Genomic DNA, 18,480 nt, shown 5'->3' with positions numbered 1-18,480 from the left:
GTCACCAGCCGGTAAGCGGTGGAGTCGTCGTGTCCGGCGGCTCCACCCACGGCCGCGCCATCGTCGCCCACACCACGAACGCCACCACCGCCGCGCACAGCAGCAGCCACAGCACCCGCCGCGCCGCCTGGCGCCGCCGCAGCGTACGGCCGCCCCTGCGCATCGCCTCCGCGCACAGGTCCGCCGGTACGGCCGGTGGCGGCGCCGCGTCGAGCACCGCGCGCACCGTGGCCTCCGTACGCTCCTGAAGGCTCATGTGTTCGCCTCCGTACGCTCCTGAAGGCTCATGCCGGGGCCGCCCCGGGCAGCTTCGTCGCGGGCGCCGGGCCGCGCGGCGGGTGCAGGGCGAGCGCCATCGCCCGCGCGTGCACCGTCCGTACGCGCTCCACGGGCAGTCCGAGCAGCGCGGCGACCTGCTCCTCGCCGATGCCCTCGAAGAGCCGCAGGACGAGGACGAGGCGCTCCTGCGGGGTCAGATGGCCGAGGACGCCGCCGTGCCCGCGGTGCTGGTGCCACGCCCCGCGCGCGAAACGCACGCCTAGTTCCTTGCGCGCGCAGTCGTAGGGGTCCTCGCCCCGAAGACGGTCCCAGGAGGCGTACGTACGGGCGAGGGCGGCCGTGAGCAGCTTCCGCGCGCGCGGGTTGGCGTCGTGCGGCTCGGCGGTGAGCAGCGTCGCGGCATGCAGCAGCCGCCCGGCCGCGCCCGCGACGAACGCCTCGAACTCACGGGCCCGGCGGGCGTTCCTCGACGCCTGCCGTTCGCGCACGCTTCATATGAGGCCCGCCGCGGGCCCCTGGTCAAGAGGCGGGGGCCGCGACGGTACGGACGGGGCGGGCGGGGTTCAGGAGGCGGCCGGGGGCGCCGACTGGCCCGACTGGCGAGCGGAGAGGGCGGAATTGAAGCGCGTGAGGAGCGCACAGAACTGCTCGCGCTCCTGTGGCTCCCACTCCTCCGTCAACTGCGCCATCAATTCCCGCCGGGACGAGCGCACCTCGTCGAGGCGGGCGAGACCGCGCGGGGACAACTGGAGCACGACGGCGCGGCCGTCCTCCGGGTGGGAGGTGCGCTTGACGAGGCCGGTGTCGACGAGCGGGGCGACCTGACGCGTCACCGTCGAGGAGTCGATCCCCATGCTCGACGCGAGCGCCTTGACGCCCATCGGGCCTTCCTTGTCGAGGCGGTTGAGCAGCAGGTACGCGGCACGGTCCATCGAGTTGCGCACCTGCCCGACCCCGCCGAGCCGGGTCTGTTCGGCGCGACGGGCGAAGACCGCCACCTCGTGCTGCAGCGTTTCGAGGAGGCCGGTGTCGCCGGCGGTCGTCATGTCCATCGTTTCCTGTGGTGTGGGCATGGCCGGGGGCTCACTTCATGCGTGGGTGGTGGATTGCACTGGATTGGGGCACAGGGTACGCGGCGAAAGCGCTGGCCGTACCGGCGCTGCGCAATCCGGTCTCGGAGCGTGAACATCCGGGGAGACCCGCGCCGTGAGCTGCGAGACTTCGGTCATGAGCTACAACGCGTCTGACTCCTTGCCGCACCCTCTGCCCGCCGTGACCCTCGACGACGTACTCGGCGCCCAGAAGATGCTCTCCGGGGTGGCGCGGACGACCTCCATGTCCCACAGCCACCACCTCTCCACGCTGGTCGGCACGGCTGTCCACCTCAAGTGCGAGAACCTCCAGCGGACCGGCTCCTTCAAGCTGCGCGGCGCCTACGTGCGCATCGCCGGGCTCTCCCCCGAGGAGCGCGCGGCCGGTGTCGTCGCCGCCAGCGCGGGCAACCACGCGCAGGGCGTGGCCCTCGCCTCCTCACTCCTGGGCGTGCGCTCCACGGTGTTCATGCCCGTCGGCGCGCCCCTCCCGAAGGTCGCCGCGACCCGGGACTACGGCGCCGAGGTGCGCCTGCACGGCCAAGTGGTCGACGAGACGCTGGCCGCCGCGCAGGAGTACGCGCGCGAGACCGGCGCCGTCTTCATCCACCCCTTCGACCACCCGGACATCGTCGCGGGCCAGGGCACGCTCGGCCTGGAGATCCTGGAGCAGTGCCCCGAGGTGCGCACCGTCGTGGTCGGGATCGGCGGCGGCGGGCTCGCGGCGGGCGTCGCCGTCGCGGTCAAGGCACTGCGCCCCGACGTGAAGGTCATCGGCGTGCAGGCGGCGGGCGCCGCCGCCTACCCGCCCTCCCTGGAAGCGGGCCGCCCTGTCTCGGTCCCGCACCCGGCGACCATGGCCGACGGCATCAAGGTGGGCCGCCCCGGCGATGTCCCCTTCGCGCTCGTGCGCGGCCTGGTCGACGAGGTCCGTACGGTGTCGGAGGACGCCCTCGCGAGCGCGCTCCTGCTCTGCCTGGAGCGCGCCAAGATGGTCGTCGAACCGGCGGGCGCGAGCCCCGTGGCGGCGCTCCTGAGCGAGCCGGACGCCTTCGAGGGCCCGGTCGTCGCGCTGCTGTCCGGCGGGAACGTCGACCCGCTCCTGATGCAGCGCATCCTCACCCACGGCATGGCGGCGGCGGGCCGCTACCTGTCGCTGCGGGTGCGCCTCACCGACCGGCCCGGCGCCCTGGCCTCCATCGCCGAGGTGTTGTCAGTGGCGGACGCTAACGTCCTGAACGTGGGCCACGTGCGGACCGATCCGCGGCTCGGGCTCACGGAGGCGGAGGTGGAGCTGCACCTGGAGACCAAGGGCCCCGAGCACTGCGCCGAGGTCGGGGCGGCGCTGCGGGCCGCCGGTTACACGGTCCTCGGCTGAGTCCGGGAAAACCTGTTGAGGGGACGCGATACATCGCGATACGGTGTGCGCCGCGCCACCCCATTGCCGGGAACGGTCAGCTCGGCGAGACTGAAATTTCGGCACATAAACGCATAGGCACCACCCACCAACCCATGGGGGAACCAATGCCAGGCGCCATCTACGCCGAAGGTCTGGTGAAGACCTTCGGCGATGTAAGGGCTCTGGACGGCGTCGATCTGGACGTACCAGAAGGCACCGTCCTGGGCCTGCTCGGACCGAACGGAGCGGGCAAGACCACGGCCGTCCGCTGCCTCACCACGCTGCTGACACCGGACAGCGGCAAGGCGGTCGTCGCGGGCATCGACGTACTGAAGCACCCGAACGAGGTACGGCGCTCGATCGGCCTCTCCGGCCAGTTCGCCGCGGTCGACGAGTACCTGACCGGCCGCGAGAACCTCCAGATGGTCGGCCAGCTCTACCAGATGCGGGCCAAGGAGGCGAAGGCGCGGGCCGGGGAGCTCCTGGAGCGGTTCCACCTCGCGGACGCCGCCGACCGGCCCTCCAAGACGTACTCGGGGGGCATGCGCCGCCGCCTCGACCTCGCGGCGGCGCTCGTCGTCTCCCCGCCGGTCATGTTCATGGACGAGCCGACCACCGGCCTCGACCCGCGCAACCGGCAGCAGCTCTGGGAGGTCATCCAGGAGCTGGTGGCGGGCGGCACGACCCTGCTGCTCACCACCCAGTACCTGGAGGAGGCCGACCACCTGGCGCACGACATCTGCGTCGTCGACCATGGCCGCGTCATCGCGCGCGGCACCTCCGACCAGCTCAAGGCCCAGACCGGCGGCGAGCGCGTCGAGGTCGTCGTGCACGAGCGCGAGCACATCGACACCGCCCGTCAGATCCTCGCCGGCTTCGGCAAGGGCGAGGCCACCGTCGAGCAGCACACCCGCAAGCTGACCGTCCCCGTCACCGGCGGCGCCAAGCTGCTCGCCGAGGTGATCCGCGAGTTGGACGCCCGCGGCATCGAGATCGACGACATCGGCCTGCGCCGTCCGACCCTGGACGACGTGTTCATCTCCCTCACGGGACACGTGGCGGAGGAGAAGCCGGAGGACGCCGATTCCACCGGGGACACCGGGGGCGCCGGTCCGCGCCCGACCGAGGAGGTCCGCGCATGAGCGCCGTCACCCAGAGCGTGCGCGTCCCGCGCGCGGCGGGCGGCATCGGGCAGTCCGTCCGGGACTCCCTGGTCGTCGCCAAGCGCAACCTGATCCGGATGACCCGCATCCCCGAGATGATCCTCTTCGGGGTCATCCAGCCGGTGATGTTCGTGGTCCTCTTCACGTACGTCTTCGGCGGCTCCATCAACATCCCGGGGGCGCCCGCGGGCAGCGCGAGCGCCTACAAGGAATTCCTGATGGCGGGCATCTTCGCGCAGACCGTCACCTTCGCCACGGCGGGCGCGGGCGCCGGCATCGCCGACGACATGCACAAGGGCCTCATCGACCGGTTCCGCTCGCTGCCCATGGCGCGCGGCGCCGTCCTGACCGGCCGCACCCTCGCCGACCTGGTGCAGACGGCCGTGACCCTCGCCGTCCTCGCCGTCGTCGCCGTGCTCGTCGGCTGGCGCACGCACGAGAACATCGGTTCGGTCCTCGCCGGGTTCGGCCTGCTCCTGCTCCTCGGCTACGCGTTCACCTGGATCGGCGCGCTGATCGGCCTGTCCGTGCGCACCCCGGAGGCGGCGACCTCGGGCGGCCTCATCTGGCTGTTCCCGCTGACCTTCATCTCGAACGCGTTCGTGCCGGTGGACGGCATGCCGAAGTTCCTGCAGTACGTCGCCGAGTGGAACCCGTTCAGCGCCACCGTCGCCGCGGCCCGCGAGCTGTTCGGCAACACGATCGACGGGGCGCCGAAGTCGGTCACCGGCGCCTGGCCGATGGAGCACCCGGTGTGGGCGTCCCTGATCTGGTCCGTGCTGATCATCCTGTTCTTCCGCACCCTCGCGGTCCGCAAGTACCGCAACGCGACGGCCTGACCGAGGTACGACGAGGCCCCCGCGGCGCAGGGCGCAGCGGAGGCCTCATGCGTGCGGCGTCAGCCGCTGTACGGCTCCGCCTTGAGGATCTTGACCATGGCGAACTTGCCGTTCGGCAGCTCGTACTGGGCGTCCTCGCCGACCTTCTTGCCGTTCACGCCCGTGCCGAGCGGCGACTGCGGCGAGTACGTCTCGATGTCGGAGCTCGCGTACTCGCGGGAGGCGAGCAGGAAGCTCATCGTGTCGTCCTCGTCGCCGTCGAACGCGATCGTGACGACCATGCCGGGAGCGACGACACCGGTGGCCGCGGGCGCCTCACCGACCTTGGCCTTCTCCAGGAGCTGGGTCAGCTGGCGGATGCGGAGCTCCTGCTTGCCCTGCTCCTCTTTGGCCGCGTGGTACCCGCCGTTCTCCCGCAGGTCGCCCTCCTCGCGCGCAGCGGCGATCTTCTGCGTGACTTCCTCGCGCGCGGGACCAGACAGGTACGCCAGCTCGTCCTTGAGCTTGGTGTACGCCTCCTGCGTCAGCCAGGTGACGTCTTCGCTGGTCTGGGTCACAGGTCGCTCCTCGTAGGTACTGGGAAATAAAAAGCATCGCCCTACCCAGAAGGATGTTCCCTTACGGGTGGGCGAAACCACGAGCCTAACAATTGTGCGGTCGAAGGGGGAGGACATATGGCCGCGTTTTTACGACCATGCAGGTCAGCCCGTACGAGACCGGGCGGCGTCAGTCCGCGTGGCAGCCGACCAGCTCCGCGCTCGTGCCCCGGCCGCCCGTCGTGCGCAGCGTGACGACCTTGTCGATGCGGTCCTCGTGCCCGGAGAAGCGGAAGTCCGCGCGGCCCACCTCGGCGCCGTCGGCGGCCTGCGAGCGGATGGTGCAGTAGCCGCTCGCGCCGCTGTCCTTGCGGATCTCCAGATGGACCTTGACGCTGTCGTCGTACGTCTTGAAGGCGATGATCTCGCCGCTGAACTTGTTCCCGGCCACGTAGTACCAGCCGAACCAGCACATCATCGCGGCGAACAGGGTGCCGAGGACGATCGCGGCGATCTTCAGCTTCCGGTCGGCGCGGGCATCGGCCGAGCGCGACGCCCCGTAGCGGCCCTCGGGCACCTGCTGCACGGCGCTCATCAGCCAGTTCCTTCCACCACGCCCGCCAGGGTCCGGGCACCGGAATTTTCCGCCCCCCGGTTCGGTCACTATAGAAGCGCCCAACGCGCCGAATCACACCAGGGCGCCCTAATTCACCAAGGATCTTGTCTTGACTGAGCAGCTACGACTGATGGCCGTTCACGCCCACCCGGACGACGAGTCGTCGAAGGGCGCGGCCACCATGGCCAAGTACGTGTCCGAGGGGGTGGACGTGCATGTCGTGACCTGCACGGGAGGCGAGCGCGGCTCGATCCTCAACCCGAAGCTCCAGGGGGACAAGTACATCGAGGAGCACATCCACGAGGTACGCCGCAAGGAGATGGAGGAGGCCCGCGAGATCCTCGGCGTCAAGCAGGACTGGCTGGGCTTCGTCGACTCGGGGCTGCCCGAGGGCGACCCGCTGCCGCCGCTGCCCGAGGGCTGCTTCGCGCTGGAGGACGTCGACGAGGCGGCCGGCCGGCTGGTCCGCCAGATCCGCTCCTTCCGACCGCAGGTGATCACCACCTACGACGAGAACGGCGGCTACCCGCACCCCGACCACATCATGACCCACAAGATCACGATGGTGGCGTTCGACGGCGCGGCCGACGCGGAGAAGTACCCCGAGGACGAGTTCGGCCCGGTCTTCCAGCCCAGCAAGCTCTACTACAACCAGGGCTTCAACCGGCCCCGCACCGAGGCCCTGCACAAGGCCATGATCGACCGCGGCCTCGAGTCCCCGTACACGGACTGGCTCAAGCGCTGGGACGAGTCCGACCGCGTGGAGCGCACGCTCACCACCCACGTGCCCTGCGCCGACTTCTTCGAGATCCGCGACAAGGCGCTCATCGCGCACGCCACGCAGATCGACCCGGACGGCGGCTGGTTCCGCGTCCCGATGGAGATCCAGAAGGAGGTCTGGCCGACCGAGGAGTACGAGCTGGCCAGGTCTCTTGTCGATACCTCCCTCCCCGAGGACGACCTCTTCGCCGGCGTCCGTCACAATGCCTGATGTGACATCGAATCTGGCATTGACCCATCTCGTCCCCCTTGCCGCGCAGGAGGTCGACGAGAACAAGGTGACCCCGGGCGTGCTCGGGTTCATCGTCTTCGCCGTGATGGCGCTCGCCGTCTGGGGCCTGATGAAGTCGATGAACCGGCACATGGGCAAGGTCGACTTCAAGGAGAAGGCGGCCTCCGGCGCCGAGCCGGCCGGTGCGGCGGGCTCCGGCAAGGCGTCCGAGCGGTCCTAGGACCCGTCTCCCGGGCGGCCCGCGATGATTTTCGCGGGCACGCCCGGTCGTACAGGCATGAGTCCTGAAGACACGAGCCCTGTACTGATGCACGCGGTCGTCTCCGTGGACGGCTACATCGCCGACGCCGAGGACCAGGTCGGACCGTTGTTCGACTGGTACGGCAACGGTGACACGCCGCTCGGCGACGGCGGCGGTCTCCGTGTGTCCAACGCGTCCGCGGCGTACACACAGCCGATCTGGGACAGCCTCGGCGTGATCGTCATGGGACGCCGCCTGTTCGACCTCACCGACGGCTGGGACGCCAAGCCCCCGGCCGGTGAACACGTCGTCGTGGTCTCCCACCGCCCCCGCCCTGCGGACTGGCACCCCGAGGCGTCCCACTACCACTTCGCCCCCGACATCCCCGAAGCCGTCACCCGCGCCAAGGAACTCGCGGGCGACCGCGCCGTCGCCATCACCGCCGGGGACATCGGCGGCCAGGCCCTCGCGCTCGGCCTGGTCGACATCGTGGCGATGGACGTCGCCCCCGTGATCCTCGGCACGGGCAAGCGCTACTTCGGCCCGCTCCAGGCCCAGCACCTCCTGGAGGACCCCCACGTGATCGTCCAGGGGGAACGGGTGCTGCATCTTCAGTACCGGGTGCGCAAGCCGTAGCTCACTGCCGCGGCGCGCTCTCCACCACCCCCATCACATCTCGCGCGTGCCGGTTCGGGACCATGCCCAGGCGCCAGGCCTGCCAGCCCGCGTCCAGGTCCACGCCGCGTTCGAGGAGCAGGGCGTACGCGCTCAGGTAGTCGTCGAGCTTGCCGTCGCGGGCCGGGTTCGGGGTGCGGGCGAGCTGGGAGAGCTCCTCGTGGGCGACCGCCGTGCCGATCTCCGAGCCGCCCGGCGACGCGTAGGGCAGCAGCGTGCAGCGCAGGAACGCGGCCCAGTCCTCGCCGCGCCGGTCCCCGTACGAGGCGAACAGCGCCGCCGCCTCCTCGCAGAGCGCCATCGCCTGCTGGAGCCGGGCGTTGCCCGCGTCGACGACCGCCAGCTCCAGACACGTCCACGCCTCACCGTGCGCGACACCGATCCGCTGGAAGTCGGCGCGGGCGTCCACCAGGAGCTGCCGGGCGAAGCCGGAGTTGCGCAGCGAGCCCGTCTGCGCCGCCCGCTGGTCGCGGGTGACCCGCGCCGAATGGTGCCGGGCGCACGCGAGACCGTAGACGTCCCGCATACGGGAGAACATCGTGCGGGAGCGTTCCAGCTCGCGCACCGCCCGGTCGAGATCGCCCGTCTCCTCCAGGGCCTGGCCCAGGTAGTAGTGGGTCCAGGCCACGCCGCGCGCGTCCTCGTTGTCCTGGTGGCGGGCGATCGCCTGGCGCAGATCCTCCACCGCCGCCGACGCGTCACCGTCGACCAGCCGGACCCGGGCCAACTGCGTCAGCGCCCACGCCTCGCCGCGCCCGTCGCGCGTACGGCCGTACAGGTCGAGAGCCGCTCGCAGCTCACGGTCGGCGCGCGGCAGGTCGCCCATGCGCAGACAGAGCTGCCCGAGCTGGAAGTGCGCCCACGCCTCGCCGTGCAGCGACTCGTTCTCCCGGTGCAGGGCGAGGGCGTCGGTCAGCAGGGCGAGCGACTCGTGGACGTGGGCCCGGTCCCGCTCGACGGCCGCGAGCGCGTGCAGCGTCCAGCCGCGGTCGCCGCGCGTCTCCGGCGTCGTCTGCAGGTCGAGCGCCTCCCGCAGCTTGGCCGCCGCGTCCGTGAGCTGGCCCTGGTGGTGCAGGGTGATGCCCAGCGAACACAGGGCGCGGGCCTCGCCCGCCCGATGGTGGGCCTCCCGGTACAGGTCGACCACCGACGTCAGCGTCGTCCGCGCCTTGTCCAGCTCACCGAGCTGGCGGGCCGCGATGCCCGTACGCCACTGGACCGAACGCACGAGCAGCCCCTGGTCGATGGCCTGCGTCAGCTCGCTGATCTCACCGAGGCGGTACAGGTCGCCGCGCAGCAGGCAGTAGTCGCACAGCGCGCCGAGCAGACCGAGGACCGCCTCCTGGCTGACGCCCTCCGCGTGGCGCAGCGCCGCCGTGATGAAGCTCGACTCGTCGTCCAGCCAGCGCAGCGCGGCATCGAGGGAGGTGAAGCCGTGCGGGCCGGGCTGCCCCGCACGCGTGGACATGTTGCCGTCGACCAGGCGGATCACCGAGTCCGCGAGATCCGCGTAGTTCTGGATCAGGCGCTCCTGCGCCGCCGTGCGCTCGGCCGGCTCCTCCTCGTCCGCGAGGCGGGCCTGCGCGAAGGAGCGCACCAGATCGTGCAGGCGATAGCGGTCGCCCCGGACGTGGTCGATCAGCCCCGCGCGCGACAACGCCGCCAGATGCCGGGCGGCCTCCTGCTCACCCGTCGCGAGGAGCGCGGCGGCGGCACCCGCGCCGAGCGAGGCACGCCCCGCCAGCGCGAGCCTGCGCAGGAGGCGGCGGGCCGCGTCGGACTGGTCGGTGTAGCGCAGCCACAGGACACGCTCGACCGGCTCGACGGGCCCGTACGCGGCCAGGTCAGCGGCGAGCTGCCGAGTCGTACGGGGGCCGATCGCCGACCCCGCGACGCGCAGGGCCAGCGGAAGCCCGCCGCACAACTCCCGCACCTCGTCGCTCGACTCGGCGTCGTACGGCCCGCTCGCGTCCTCGGCGGCCTCCCGCAGCAACTCCTCGGCACCGGCGGCGTCCAGCACCTCGACCGGCAGGTGATGCACCCATGCGGGCGTCGACTCCGAAAGCTCCAGCGGCTTGCGCGCGGTGACGATGACGAGACTGTCCGACCGCTCCGGGATCAGGGTCCGCACCTGCTCGGCGTCGGCGGCGTCATCGAGCACGATCACCACCGGAAGCCCCGTCAGATGCTGGTGGTACAGCTCGCTCAACCGCTTCACCTGCTGATCCGGTGACGAACGCTCCCGGAACAGCAGTTGCTCGCGCGGCGCCCCCAGCCGGTTCAGCAGATGCAGCAGCGCGTCCCGCGTCGTCAGCGGCGCCGCGTCCGCCCGGTCCCCGCGCAGGTCCACCACGCACGCCCCGCGGAACTGGTCCCGCAGATCGTGCGCCGCCCGCACCGCGAGCGTCGTACGCCCCGAACCGGGCGCCCCGTGCAGCACCACCACCGTCGGCCGCGTCTCCGTACTGGCCCGCGCCGCGTGCACCCACTGCGCGATCCGCGCCATGGCGACCCGCCGCCCAGCGAACGGCCCGTCCGGCACCGGCAGTTGCCCGAACGACTGCTCAAGCACACTGCGCCGCCGCGCCGCCGCGCTCTTGTCGGTCCGCCGGGCGCCCGGCCCGGCCGTCTTCTTCGTCGTCCCGGTACTGGCGGCGAGCACCCGCTGCTGATCCAGGAACGGCCGGATGCCCCGCACCTCCAGAGCGGTCAGCCACTGCAACCGCAACTGCTCAGGACCGCCCGGCTGATTCAACGCGCCCGCGCTGCGACTTGCCGCCGGCAGATGCGCCGCCGTCACCTTGGCCACGGTGGTGGCGGCCCCGAGCACGGCCACGGCCGCCCCCGCGCCCATGGCGACCCCGGTCCCGGCCCCGAGCGCCAGATCGGCGACCACAGCGGTGACGGCCCCGACCCCCGCCACCATCAACGGCGTCGCCCCGCCCTCCTTCGCGAACCTCTCCCCGAACGACATCTGCCCGGCCGCCGCCTCGTCCAGCGCCCGCGTGTACGCGACGTACTCCTCATCGGCGGTCCGCGCCATGGCATCGAGCGCGCCCTTGGCCCGGCTCAGCAACACGCTCCCGTCCGTCCGCCCGCCCGATCGCCGCACCTCCTCCTCCACGGCCCGGGCCAACAGCCGCTCGGCCTCGCCCCGATGGCTGTCCCGCATGGTCGGTCCCCCTCCGGTGGTGACAGTTCCGGGTCAAGTGTCCTGCGTATGGGGTGAAGGCGCGAGGGGCCCGGCGATCAAAGACACGTCCGTGGCGGACATGGGCGAGGATGGAGGACATGCCGAACCGACTGGCCCAAGAGACGTCCCCCTACCTCCTCCAGCACGCCGAGAACCCGGTGGACTGGTGGCCCTGGTCGGCCGAGGCCTTCGAGGAGGCGCGGCGGCGGGGGGTGCCGGTGCTGCTCAGCGTCGGGTACTCGAGTTGCCACTGGTGTCATGTCATGGCGCACGAGAGTTTCGAGGACGACGCCACCGCCGCCGTCATGAACGACAACTTCGTCAGCGTGAAGGTCGACCGCGAAGAGCGCCCCGACGTCGACGCTGTCTACATGGAGGCCGTGCAGGCCGCCACCGGGCACGGGGGCTGGCCCATGACCGTGTTTTTGACGCCGGATGCCGAGCCGTTCTACTTCGGGACGTACTTCCCGCCGGAGCCGCGGCACGGGATGCCTTCCTTCACGCAGGTGCTCCAGGGGGTGCGGGACGCGTGGGCGGACCGGCGCGGGGAGGTCACCGAGGTCGCCGGGAAGATCACGCGGGATCTCGCGGGGCGGCAACTCGGGCTCGGGGACACGGACGTGCCGGGAGAGGGCGAGCTGGCGCAGGCGTTGCTCGGGCTGACGCGGGAGTACGACGCGACGTACGGCGGGTTCGGCGGGGCGCCCAAGTTCCCGCCGTCGATGGTGATCGAGTTCCTGCTGCGCCACCATGCCAGGACGGGTGCCGAGGGCGCGCTCCAGATGGCCGTCGACACATGTGAGCACATGGCGCGCGGCGGGATCTACGACCAGCTCGGCGGCGGGTTCGCGCGGTACTCCGTGGACCGTGAGTTCGTGGTGCCGCACTTCGAGAAGATGCTGTACGACAACGCCCTGTTGTGCCGTGCGTACGCGCATCTGTGGCGGTCGACCGGTTCCGAACTGGCCAAGCGCGTGGCCCTGGAGACGGCCGACTTCATGGTGCGGGAACTGCGGACCAACGAGGGCGGGTTCGCTTCCGCGCTCGACGCGGACAGTGAGGATCCCGCGACCGGGAAGCATGTCGAGGGTGCCTTCTACGTGTGGACCCCGGCGCAGTTGCGGGAGGTGCTCGGCGCCGAGGACGCCGATGTCGCCGCCCGGTACTTCGGGGTCACCGAGGAAGGGACCTTCGAGGAAGGCGCTTCCGTGCTGCAACTGCCGCGGGTGGACGAGGTGTTCGACGCCGCGCAGATCGCCTCCGTCCGGCAGCGGTTGCGTGACGCGCGCGCCGAGCGGCCCGCTCCCGGTCGTGACGACAAGGTCGTCGCCGCGTGGAACGGGCTCGCGATCGCCGCTCTCGCCGAGACCGGCGCCTACTTCGGCCGGCAGGACCTGGTGGACGCGGCGGTCGGCGCGGGTGATCTGCTCGTGCGGCTGCACATGGATCCGCTCGCCCGTATCTCCCGTACCAGCAAGGACGGGCGGGTGGGCAACAACAGCGGGGTCCTCGAGGATTACGCCGATGTCGCCGAGGGGTTCCTCGCGCTGGCCTCCGTGACCGGTGAGGGGGTGTGGCTGGAGTTCGCCGGGTTCCTGCTCGACCACGTACTCGACCGGTTCGTGGATCCGGAGACCGGCGCCCTCTACGACACCGCCGTCGACGCCGAGCGGCTGATCCGCCGGCCGCAGGACCCGACCGACAACGCCACCCCGTCCGGCTGGACCGCCGCGGCCGGAGCGCTCCTCTCGTACGCGGCCCACACCGGCAGCGAACCGCACCGCGCGGCGGCCGAGAAGGCACTCGGTGTCGTCAAGGCGCTGGGTCCGCGCGCCCCGCGCTTCATCGGCAACGGCCTCGCGGTCGCCGAGGCCCTGCTCGACGGGCCCCGTGAGATCGCCGTGGTCGGGGAGGTCGGCGGGCGCATGCACCACGCGGCGCTCACCGGGACCGCGCCCGGCGCCGTCGTCGCCGCGGGCCCGGAGGGCGGCGACGAGCTGCCGCTGCTCGCCGGCCGGCCGCTCGTCGAGGACCGGGAGACGGCGTACGTGTGCCGCCACTTCGTGTGCGACGCGCCGGTGAACGATGTCGAGCGGCTCAGCCGCGTGCTGGGCGAACCCCGGCAGGGGTGACCGACCGCGAGCGGCGGCGGCCCGGTCCTAGAGGCCGTGTTGCAGCGTGTCCAGCGCCCGTACGGACAGTTCGCGCAGGTCCGGGCCCTTCTGGTCGTGCTCGGCCCAGTACATCGTGGCCTCCATGAGCGCGCCGACGACCGCCATCGCGTAGACCCGGACCTCCAGGTCACCGGCGTCGCGGCCGGTGCGCTCGGCGAGGACGCGGCAGACGATCTGGCCGGTGACGGACATCGACTCCATCATCCGGGAGCGCACCGCGGGCACCTCCACCTGGAGCCGGGTGCGCAACCGGGTGACCTCGGGGTCCTCGCTGTCGAAGGCGAGCTGGAGGCTGTGGTCGATGACGTGGCGCAGGGAGTCGATGAGGGACTCGTCGGCCGGCCGTGCCCGCAGCTCCCGTTCGAGGACGGGGTCGAACTCGTCGGTGAGGACGATGTCCTCCTTGGTCGGGAAGTAGCGGAACACGGTGGAGGGCGACACCTCGGCGGCTTCGGCGATCTGCTCGACGGTCGTCGCGTCGTACCCCTGCTCCATGATGAGGCGGTACGTCGCCTCGCGGATCGCCGTACGGGTCTTGAGCTTCTTGCGCTCCCGGAGCCCGAGCTTGGCTTCGGGGGTCTGTGCTGAGGCGGCCATGACCGTCATTGTCGGGTATCCGCGCTGACCGGGGCCACCTCGGTACCGGCCGTGGCGTGCGGCGCCGGGGCCTCGGCGCGGGGCATGAGCACCGCCGTGAGGACGGCCGCGACCAGGGCGGCGATGCCGATGACGGTGAGGGCGAGGTTCATGCCGTGCAGGAAGGCGGCGTCGGCGGAGGCCGCGAGGGCCCGGTCGCCGAGCCGGCCGGCGACGACATGGGCGCCGATCACCGAGTCCCGTGCCGCGTCGGCCGCCGGGCCGGGCAGGCCGCGCGTGCCGAGCCGGTCCGTGTAGGCGCCCGCGATGAGGGCGCCGAGCAGGGCGACGCCGAGCGCGCTGCCGGTCTGGCGGACGGTGCTGAGCAGCCCGGAGCCGCGGCCCGCCTGGTCCTTGGAGAGGGCGCCGAGCGCGCCGCCCATCGCGGGGATCATGGCGAAGGCCAGTCCGAGCCCGGCGATCGTCAGCCACAGGGCCGTGAACCCGTAGCCGGAGTCGGTGGTGGTGCGCGCGCCGAGGAAGGTGGCGAAGGCGAGGACGGTCAGCGCGGCGCAGACCACCGCGCGCGCCCCGAACCGGACGACGAGCGGCTGCGCGAGCTTCGCGGCGAACAGCATCCCGGCCATGAGCGGGATGACGCGCAGTCCGGTGCCGAGGGCGTCGGTGGAGAGCGCGGTCTGGAGGTACTGCGGCAGTACGAACATGAGGCCGGCGAGGACGAACATGGCGAACGTCGCGACGAGGGTGTGGGTGAGGAAGCCGCGCTGGGCGAGGAGGGAGAGGTCGAGCATGGGGCGCGGGCTGCGGCGCTCACGCAGGACGAGCGCGCCGAGCAGGGCGACGGCCGCGGCGAAGCCGCCGAGGACGAGGGGGTCGGTCCAGCCCTTCGCGGGGCCCTCGATGATCGCGTAGACGAGGGTGCCGAGGCCGAGCGCGGTGAGCACGGTCGAGACGGTGTCGACGGCGGGCGCGGCCGGGTCCTTCGTCTCGGGCAGCAGGAAGAGGCAGGCGGTGATGCCGATGGCGACCATCGGCACGTTGATCACGAAGACGGCGCCCCACCAGAAGTGGTTGAGGAGCCAGCCGCCGATGACCGGGCCGAGGGGCATGCCGAGCGCGGAGGCGGCGGAGATCATGCCGATGGCCTTGGTCTGTTCCTCGCGCGGGAACAGTGACGGCAGTACGGAGATGGCGAGCGGCATCACGAAGGCGCCGCCGACGCCCATCAGGGCGCGGGCGACGATGACCCAGGTGACGTCGGAGGTGAGGGCGCCCACGACGGAGGCGGCGAGGAAGACGCCGAGCCCGGTGACGAGCATGCGGCGGCGTCCGAAGCGGTCGCCGAGGAGGCCGGCGGGGAGCATCAGCGCCGCGAAGACGACGACGTAGGCGTCCGCCATCCACTGCTGCTGGCCGGTGGTGGCGCCGAGCTGTTCGGTGATCGTCGGGAGCGCCACGTTGAGGATCGTCATGTCGAAGCCGAGCACGAGCATGCTCGCGACCAGGGCCCCGAGGGCCCACCAGCGCCGGGGGTCCGGGCGCGGCTCCACTTGCTGAGTGACAGTAGCCATGAAATGAGAGTAACTCGCAGTTTGTAGTGAGTGTCAATCAATAGCGACTGTCAAACAGGGGTGCGGGCGCGCGAAAAAGGGCCGCGGCTCATGGCCGCGGCCCTGTCGGTGCAGGTGGGAAGGGGTCAGGCGTGCTGGTAGGCCACCAGCGAGATCCCGACGTAGTGCACGACGAACGCCGCGAGCGTCAGGGAGTGGAACACCTCGTGGAAGCCGAACCAGCGGGGCGAGGGGTTCGGCTTCTTGATGCCGTAGATGACCCCGCCGACGCTGTAGAGCAGCCCGCCCGCGACGACCAGGACCAGCACCGTGACCCCGCCCGCCTTCATGAAGTCGGGCAGGAAGAAGACGGCCGCCCAGCCCATCGCGATGTAGCAGGGGGTGTAGAGCCAGCGCGGGGCGCCGACCCAGAAGACCCGGAAGGCGATGCCCGCCGCGGCCGCCACCCAGATCCCCCACAGCAGCGCGTCGCCCTTGGAGTCGGGCAGCAGGAGCAGGGTCAGCGGCGTGTAGGTGCCCGCGATGATCAGGAAGATGTTGGCGTGGTCGAGGCGGCGCAGGACGCCGTCCGCGCGCGGACCCCAGTTGCCGCGGTGGTAGAGGGCGCTCACGCCGAACAGCAGGCACGCGGTCAGGACGTAGATGCCACAGGCGATCCGGCCGCGCGTGGAGTCCGCCAGGGCCGTGAGGAAGAGACCGGCGACGAGCACGGCGGGGAACATGCCCGCGTGCAGCCATCCGCGCAGTCTCGGCTTCGTCAAGGAAGGCTGCGCGAGGGGGACTTCAGGCTGGTTGGCGGTGACGCTCATGGTTCGCATCGTACCGACGCGACCGTAGGTAATGGATATGGAGAGCGTCAGCTCTCACCGGGGGTTAACCCGAAGTCCTGATCCATAAGCATTCCGCGCCGCCCGGAGCTAGTGGTGATGCTCACGTCGCTCGAATGTGAGGCCCCCTGGACAGATGGGCGAAACGGTCGGATGATCAAATGAGTGCGGTCGGCACCGGATGAGCGCTCACTGGGGTCCAGTGGAACGGGAGGCGCGGCGTCCGGGTCGCGGCCCCCACGGGGCAACCAACACAGACACCCTCATTTAGGAGCGATCGTGGCGCGCGACATCGCGGCTCCCGTTTCCCAGGTCCTGACCCTCCCGGCCGACGACCACCTCCCGACGAAGCACCAGGAACTGATCTCGTGGGTCAACGAGATCGCCGAGCTGACGCAGCCGGACCGCGTGGTCTGGTGCGACGGCTCCGAGGCCGAGTACGAGCGGCTCGCGGAGGAACTGGTCGAGAAGGGGACGTTCAAGAAGCTCGACCCGACCCTGCGCCCCAACTCCTACTACGCCGCCTCCGACCCGACCGATGTCGCGCGGGTCGAGGACCGGACGTTCATCTGCTCCGAGAAGGAGGAGGACGCCGGCCCCACGAACCACTGGAAGGCCCCCGCCGAGATGCGGGAGATCTTCCAGGGCAACGAGGGCAACGGGGGGATCTTCCGCGGCTCCATGAAGGGCCGCACGATGTACGTCGTGCCCTTCTGCATGGGCCCGCTCGGCTCGCCGCTGTCCGCGATCGGCGTCGAGATCACCGATTCGGCCTACGTGGCCGTCTCCATGCGCACGATGACCCGGATGGGCCAGGCCGTCCTCGACGAACTGGGCAGCGACGGCTTCTTCGTCAAGGCCGTCCACACCCTCGGCGCCCCGCTGGAGCCGGGCCAGGAGGACGTGCCCTGGCCGTGCAACTCCACCAAGTACATCTCGCACTTCCCCGAGGACCGCGAGATCTGGTCCTACGGCTCCGGCTACGGCGGCAACGCCCTGCTCGGCAAGAAGTGCTACGCCCTGCGCATCGCCTCCGTCATGGCCCGCGACGAGGGCTGGCTCGCCGAGCACATGCTGATCCTCAAGCTCACGCCGCCGCAGGGTGAGCCGAAGTACGTCGCGGCCGCGTTCCCGTCGGCCTGCGGCAAGACCAACCTCGCCATGCTGGAGCCCACGATCTCCGGCTGGACCGTCGAGACGATCGGCGACGACATCGCCTGGATGCGGTTCGGCGAGGACGGCCGGCTCTACGCGATCAACCCCGAGGCCGGTTTCTTCGGCGTCGCGCCCGGCACCGGCGAGCACACCAACGCCAACGCGATGAAGACCCTGTGGGGCAACTCCGTCTTCACCAACGTCGCGCTGACCGACGAGGGCGACGTCTGGTGGGAGGGCATGACGGAGGAGACCCCGGCCCACCTCACCGACTGGAAGGGCAACGACTGGACGCCCGAGTCCGGCACCCCCGCCGCCCACCCCAACGCCCGCTTCACCACCCCGGCCGCGCAGTGCCCGATCATCGCGCCCGAGTGGGAGGACCCCAAGGGCGTACCGATCTCGGCGATCCTCTTCGGCGGACGGCGCGCGTCCGCGGTGCCGCTGGTCACCGAGTCCTTCGACTGGAACCACGGCGTCTTCCTCGGCGCCAACGTGGCCTCCGAGAAGACCGCCGCCGCCGAGGGCAAGGTCGGTGAGCTGCGCCGCGACCCGTTCGCGATGCTGCCGTTCTGCGGCTACAACATGGGCGACTACATGGCCCACTGGGTGAAGGTCGCCCAGGGCAGGGACCAGTCGAAGCTGCCCAAGATCTACTACGTCAACTGGTTCCGCAAGGACGCGGACGGGCGCTTCGTGTGGCCCGGCTTCGGCGAGAACAGCCGCGTCCTGAAGTGGATCGTCGACCGCCTCGACGGACGGGCGGAAGGTGTCGAGACCCCGATCGGCATCCTTCCGGCCAAGGGCTCACTGGACACGGACGGCCTGGCTCTGGCCGACGCGGACCTGGAGTTCCTGCTCACCGTCGACAAGGAGGTCTGGCGCGAGGAAGCTGCGCTGATTCCGGAGCACTTGAACACGTTCGGCGATCACACTCCGCCGGAACTGTGGGACGAGTACCGGAAGCTGGTCCAGCGACTCGGCTGACCGGGCCTGGCTGAGCCCCCGCACAACGACGTGCGGGGGCTCAGTTGTGCCCCGCCAGGGGCGCGGGGAACTGCGCGCTCAGCCACGGAAAAAGCCGCAGTCGCGTCTGCTCATGTACCGAGCAG

The 18,480-nt window shown here is 71.1% G+C and carries 17 protein-coding genes; 8 read left to right on the top strand and 9 right to left on the bottom strand.

What is annotated here, in order from left to right; genetic code table 11:
- Position 1 precedes the first annotated feature (1 nt).
- The 3 genes from ABZ877_RS25725 to ABZ877_RS25715 form a co-directional block, all read right to left on the bottom strand.
- On the bottom strand, positions 2 to 256 hold the full coding sequence (locus ABZ877_RS25725; protein ID WP_361075137.1) for a hypothetical protein: 255 nt from the start codon (positions 254 to 256) through the stop codon (positions 2 to 4).
- A 28-nt stretch (positions 257 to 284) separates the two neighbouring features.
- Positions 285 to 767 carry a sigma factor-like helix-turn-helix DNA-binding protein gene (locus ABZ877_RS25720; protein WP_361075135.1) on the bottom strand — a complete coding sequence of 161 codons (483 nt, stop codon included), beginning with the start codon at positions 765 to 767 and terminating at the stop codon, positions 285 to 287.
- A gap of 75 nt (positions 768 to 842) precedes the next feature.
- Positions 843 to 1,331 carry a MarR family transcriptional regulator gene (locus ABZ877_RS25715; protein WP_361075321.1) on the bottom strand — a complete coding sequence of 163 codons (489 nt, stop codon included), beginning with the start codon at positions 1,329 to 1,331 and terminating at the stop codon, positions 843 to 845.
- A gap of 175 nt (positions 1,332 to 1,506) precedes the next feature.
- On the opposite strand from ABZ877_RS25715, the gene ilvA reads away from it, so the two are divergent.
- From ilvA to ABZ877_RS25700, 3 genes are all read left to right on the top strand, one after another.
- On the top strand, positions 1,507 to 2,748 hold the full coding sequence (ilvA, locus tag ABZ877_RS25710; RefSeq protein ID WP_361075133.1) for a threonine ammonia-lyase: 1,242 nt from the start codon (positions 1,507 to 1,509) through the stop codon (positions 2,746 to 2,748).
- 146 nt (positions 2,749 to 2,894) lie between these two features.
- Complete coding sequence (locus tag ABZ877_RS25705; RefSeq protein ID WP_361075131.1) at positions 2,895 to 3,911, top strand: ATP-binding cassette domain-containing protein; 1,017 nt, start codon at positions 2,895 to 2,897, stop codon at positions 3,909 to 3,911.
- Entirely contained in the window at positions 3,908 to 4,771 is an 864-nt protein-coding gene (locus ABZ877_RS25700) for an ABC transporter permease (protein ID WP_361075129.1), read from the top strand. The genes ABZ877_RS25705 and ABZ877_RS25700 overlap by 4 nt, the downstream gene beginning before the upstream one ends.
- Before the next feature lie 59 nt (positions 4,772 to 4,830).
- On the opposite strand, the gene greA is transcribed toward ABZ877_RS25700, so the two are convergent.
- On the bottom strand, positions 4,831 to 5,328 hold the full coding sequence (gene greA, locus ABZ877_RS25695; RefSeq protein WP_361075127.1) for a transcription elongation factor GreA: 498 nt from the start codon (positions 5,326 to 5,328) through the stop codon (positions 4,831 to 4,833).
- A gap of 169 nt (positions 5,329 to 5,497) precedes the next feature.
- The gene (locus ABZ877_RS25690; protein WP_361075319.1) at positions 5,498 to 5,905 is read right to left on the bottom strand and encodes a DUF4307 domain-containing protein; all 408 of its coding nucleotides are present in this window, start codon (positions 5,903 to 5,905) and stop codon (positions 5,498 to 5,500) included.
- A 127-nt stretch (positions 5,906 to 6,032) separates the two neighbouring features.
- Here ABZ877_RS25690 and mca point away from each other — a divergent pair, with 127 nt between their 5' ends.
- The 3 genes from mca to ABZ877_RS25675 are packed head-to-tail and all read left to right on the top strand — an operon-like array spanning position 6,033 to position 7,812.
- On the top strand, positions 6,033 to 6,914 hold the full coding sequence (mca, locus tag ABZ877_RS25685; RefSeq protein WP_361075125.1) for a mycothiol conjugate amidase Mca: 882 nt from the start codon (positions 6,033 to 6,035) through the stop codon (positions 6,912 to 6,914).
- Positions 6,907 to 7,155, top strand: coding sequence for a hypothetical protein (locus tag ABZ877_RS25680; protein ID WP_361075123.1), 249 nt, complete (start codon positions 6,907 to 6,909; stop codon positions 7,153 to 7,155). Before mca ends, ABZ877_RS25680 begins: the two co-directional genes overlap by 8 nt.
- 57 nt (positions 7,156 to 7,212) lie before the next feature.
- Positions 7,213 to 7,812, top strand: coding sequence for a dihydrofolate reductase family protein (locus tag ABZ877_RS25675; protein ID WP_361075121.1), 600 nt, complete (start codon positions 7,213 to 7,215; stop codon positions 7,810 to 7,812).
- A 1-nt stretch (position 7,813) separates the two neighbouring features.
- On the opposite strand, the gene ABZ877_RS25670 is transcribed toward ABZ877_RS25675, so the two are convergent.
- Entirely contained in the window at positions 7,814 to 11,023 is a 3,210-nt protein-coding gene (locus tag ABZ877_RS25670) for a tetratricopeptide repeat protein (RefSeq protein WP_361075119.1), read from the bottom strand.
- Positions 11,024 to 11,142: 119 nt separating this feature from the next.
- Here ABZ877_RS25670 and ABZ877_RS25665 point away from each other — a divergent pair, with 119 nt between their 5' ends.
- Complete coding sequence (locus ABZ877_RS25665; protein ID WP_361075118.1) at positions 11,143 to 13,176, top strand: thioredoxin domain-containing protein; 2,034 nt, start codon at positions 11,143 to 11,145, stop codon at positions 13,174 to 13,176.
- Positions 13,177 to 13,203: 27 nt separating this feature from the next.
- Here ABZ877_RS25665 and ABZ877_RS25660 read toward each other — a convergent pair whose 3' ends face one another.
- The 3 genes from ABZ877_RS25660 to ABZ877_RS25650 all read right to left on the bottom strand — a co-directional run bounded on the left by ABZ877_RS25660 (position 13,204) and on the right by ABZ877_RS25650 (position 16,195).
- Positions 13,204 to 13,815: a TetR family transcriptional regulator gene (locus ABZ877_RS25660; protein WP_361075116.1), complete on the bottom strand. Its 612-nt coding sequence runs from the start codon at positions 13,813 to 13,815 to the stop codon at positions 13,204 to 13,206.
- A 5-nt stretch (positions 13,816 to 13,820) separates the two neighbouring features.
- Positions 13,821 to 15,386, bottom strand: coding sequence for an MFS transporter (locus tag ABZ877_RS25655; protein ID WP_361075114.1), 1,566 nt, complete (start codon positions 15,384 to 15,386; stop codon positions 13,821 to 13,823).
- A 125-nt stretch (positions 15,387 to 15,511) separates the two neighbouring features.
- A complete protein-coding gene (locus ABZ877_RS25650) occupies positions 15,512 to 16,195 on the bottom strand; it encodes a hemolysin III family protein (RefSeq protein WP_361075112.1) in 684 nt (227 codons plus the stop codon).
- A gap of 333 nt (positions 16,196 to 16,528) precedes the next feature.
- On the opposite strand from ABZ877_RS25650, the gene ABZ877_RS25645 reads away from it, so the two are divergent.
- Complete coding sequence (locus ABZ877_RS25645; RefSeq protein ID WP_361075317.1) at positions 16,529 to 18,355, top strand: phosphoenolpyruvate carboxykinase (GTP); 1,827 nt, start codon at positions 16,529 to 16,531, stop codon at positions 18,353 to 18,355.
- Positions 18,356 to 18,480: the final 125 nt, after the last annotated feature.

The sequence above is a fragment of the Streptomyces sp. NPDC046939 genome (genome assembly GCF_040644575.1).
Classification (GTDB): domain Bacteria; phylum Actinomycetota; class Actinomycetes; order Streptomycetales; family Streptomycetaceae; genus Streptomyces.
This window is presented reverse-complemented; position numbering and strand designations above follow the sequence as displayed.

What these genes read in the sequence shown, in the direction of transcription:
- ABZ877_RS25725 (WP_361075137.1), bottom strand. Translation starts at nt 256, where the DNA reads ATGAGCCTTCAGGAGCGTACGGAGGCCACGGTGCGCGCGGTGCTCGAC.
- ABZ877_RS25715 (WP_361075321.1), bottom strand. Translation starts at nt 1,331, where the DNA reads ATGGACATGACGACCGCCGGCGACACCGGCCTCCTCGAAACGCTGCAG.
- ilvA (WP_361075133.1), top strand. Translation starts at nt 1,507, where the DNA reads ATGAGCTACAACGCGTCTGACTCCTTGCCGCACCCTCTGCCCGCCGTG.
- ABZ877_RS25705 (WP_361075131.1), top strand. Translation starts at nt 2,895, where the DNA reads ATGCCAGGCGCCATCTACGCCGAAGGTCTGGTGAAGACCTTCGGCGAT.
- ABZ877_RS25700 (WP_361075129.1), top strand. Translation starts at nt 3,908, where the DNA reads ATGAGCGCCGTCACCCAGAGCGTGCGCGTCCCGCGCGCGGCGGGCGGC.
- ABZ877_RS25680 (WP_361075123.1), top strand. Translation starts at nt 6,907, where the DNA reads ATGCCTGATGTGACATCGAATCTGGCATTGACCCATCTCGTCCCCCTT.
- ABZ877_RS25675 (WP_361075121.1), top strand. Translation starts at nt 7,213, where the DNA reads ATGAGTCCTGAAGACACGAGCCCTGTACTGATGCACGCGGTCGTCTCC.
- ABZ877_RS25670 (WP_361075119.1), bottom strand. Translation starts at nt 11,023, where the DNA reads ATGCGGGACAGCCATCGGGGCGAGGCCGAGCGGCTGTTGGCCCGGGCC.
- ABZ877_RS25665 (WP_361075118.1), top strand. Translation starts at nt 11,143, where the DNA reads ATGCCGAACCGACTGGCCCAAGAGACGTCCCCCTACCTCCTCCAGCAC.
- ABZ877_RS25660 (WP_361075116.1), bottom strand. Translation starts at nt 13,815, where the DNA reads ATGGCCGCCTCAGCACAGACCCCCGAAGCCAAGCTCGGGCTCCGGGAG.
- ABZ877_RS25655 (WP_361075114.1), bottom strand. Translation starts at nt 15,386, where the DNA reads ATGGCTACTGTCACTCAGCAAGTGGAGCCGCGCCCGGACCCCCGGCGC.
- ABZ877_RS25650 (WP_361075112.1), bottom strand. Translation starts at nt 16,195, where the DNA reads ATGAGCGTCACCGCCAACCAGCCTGAAGTCCCCCTCGCGCAGCCTTCC.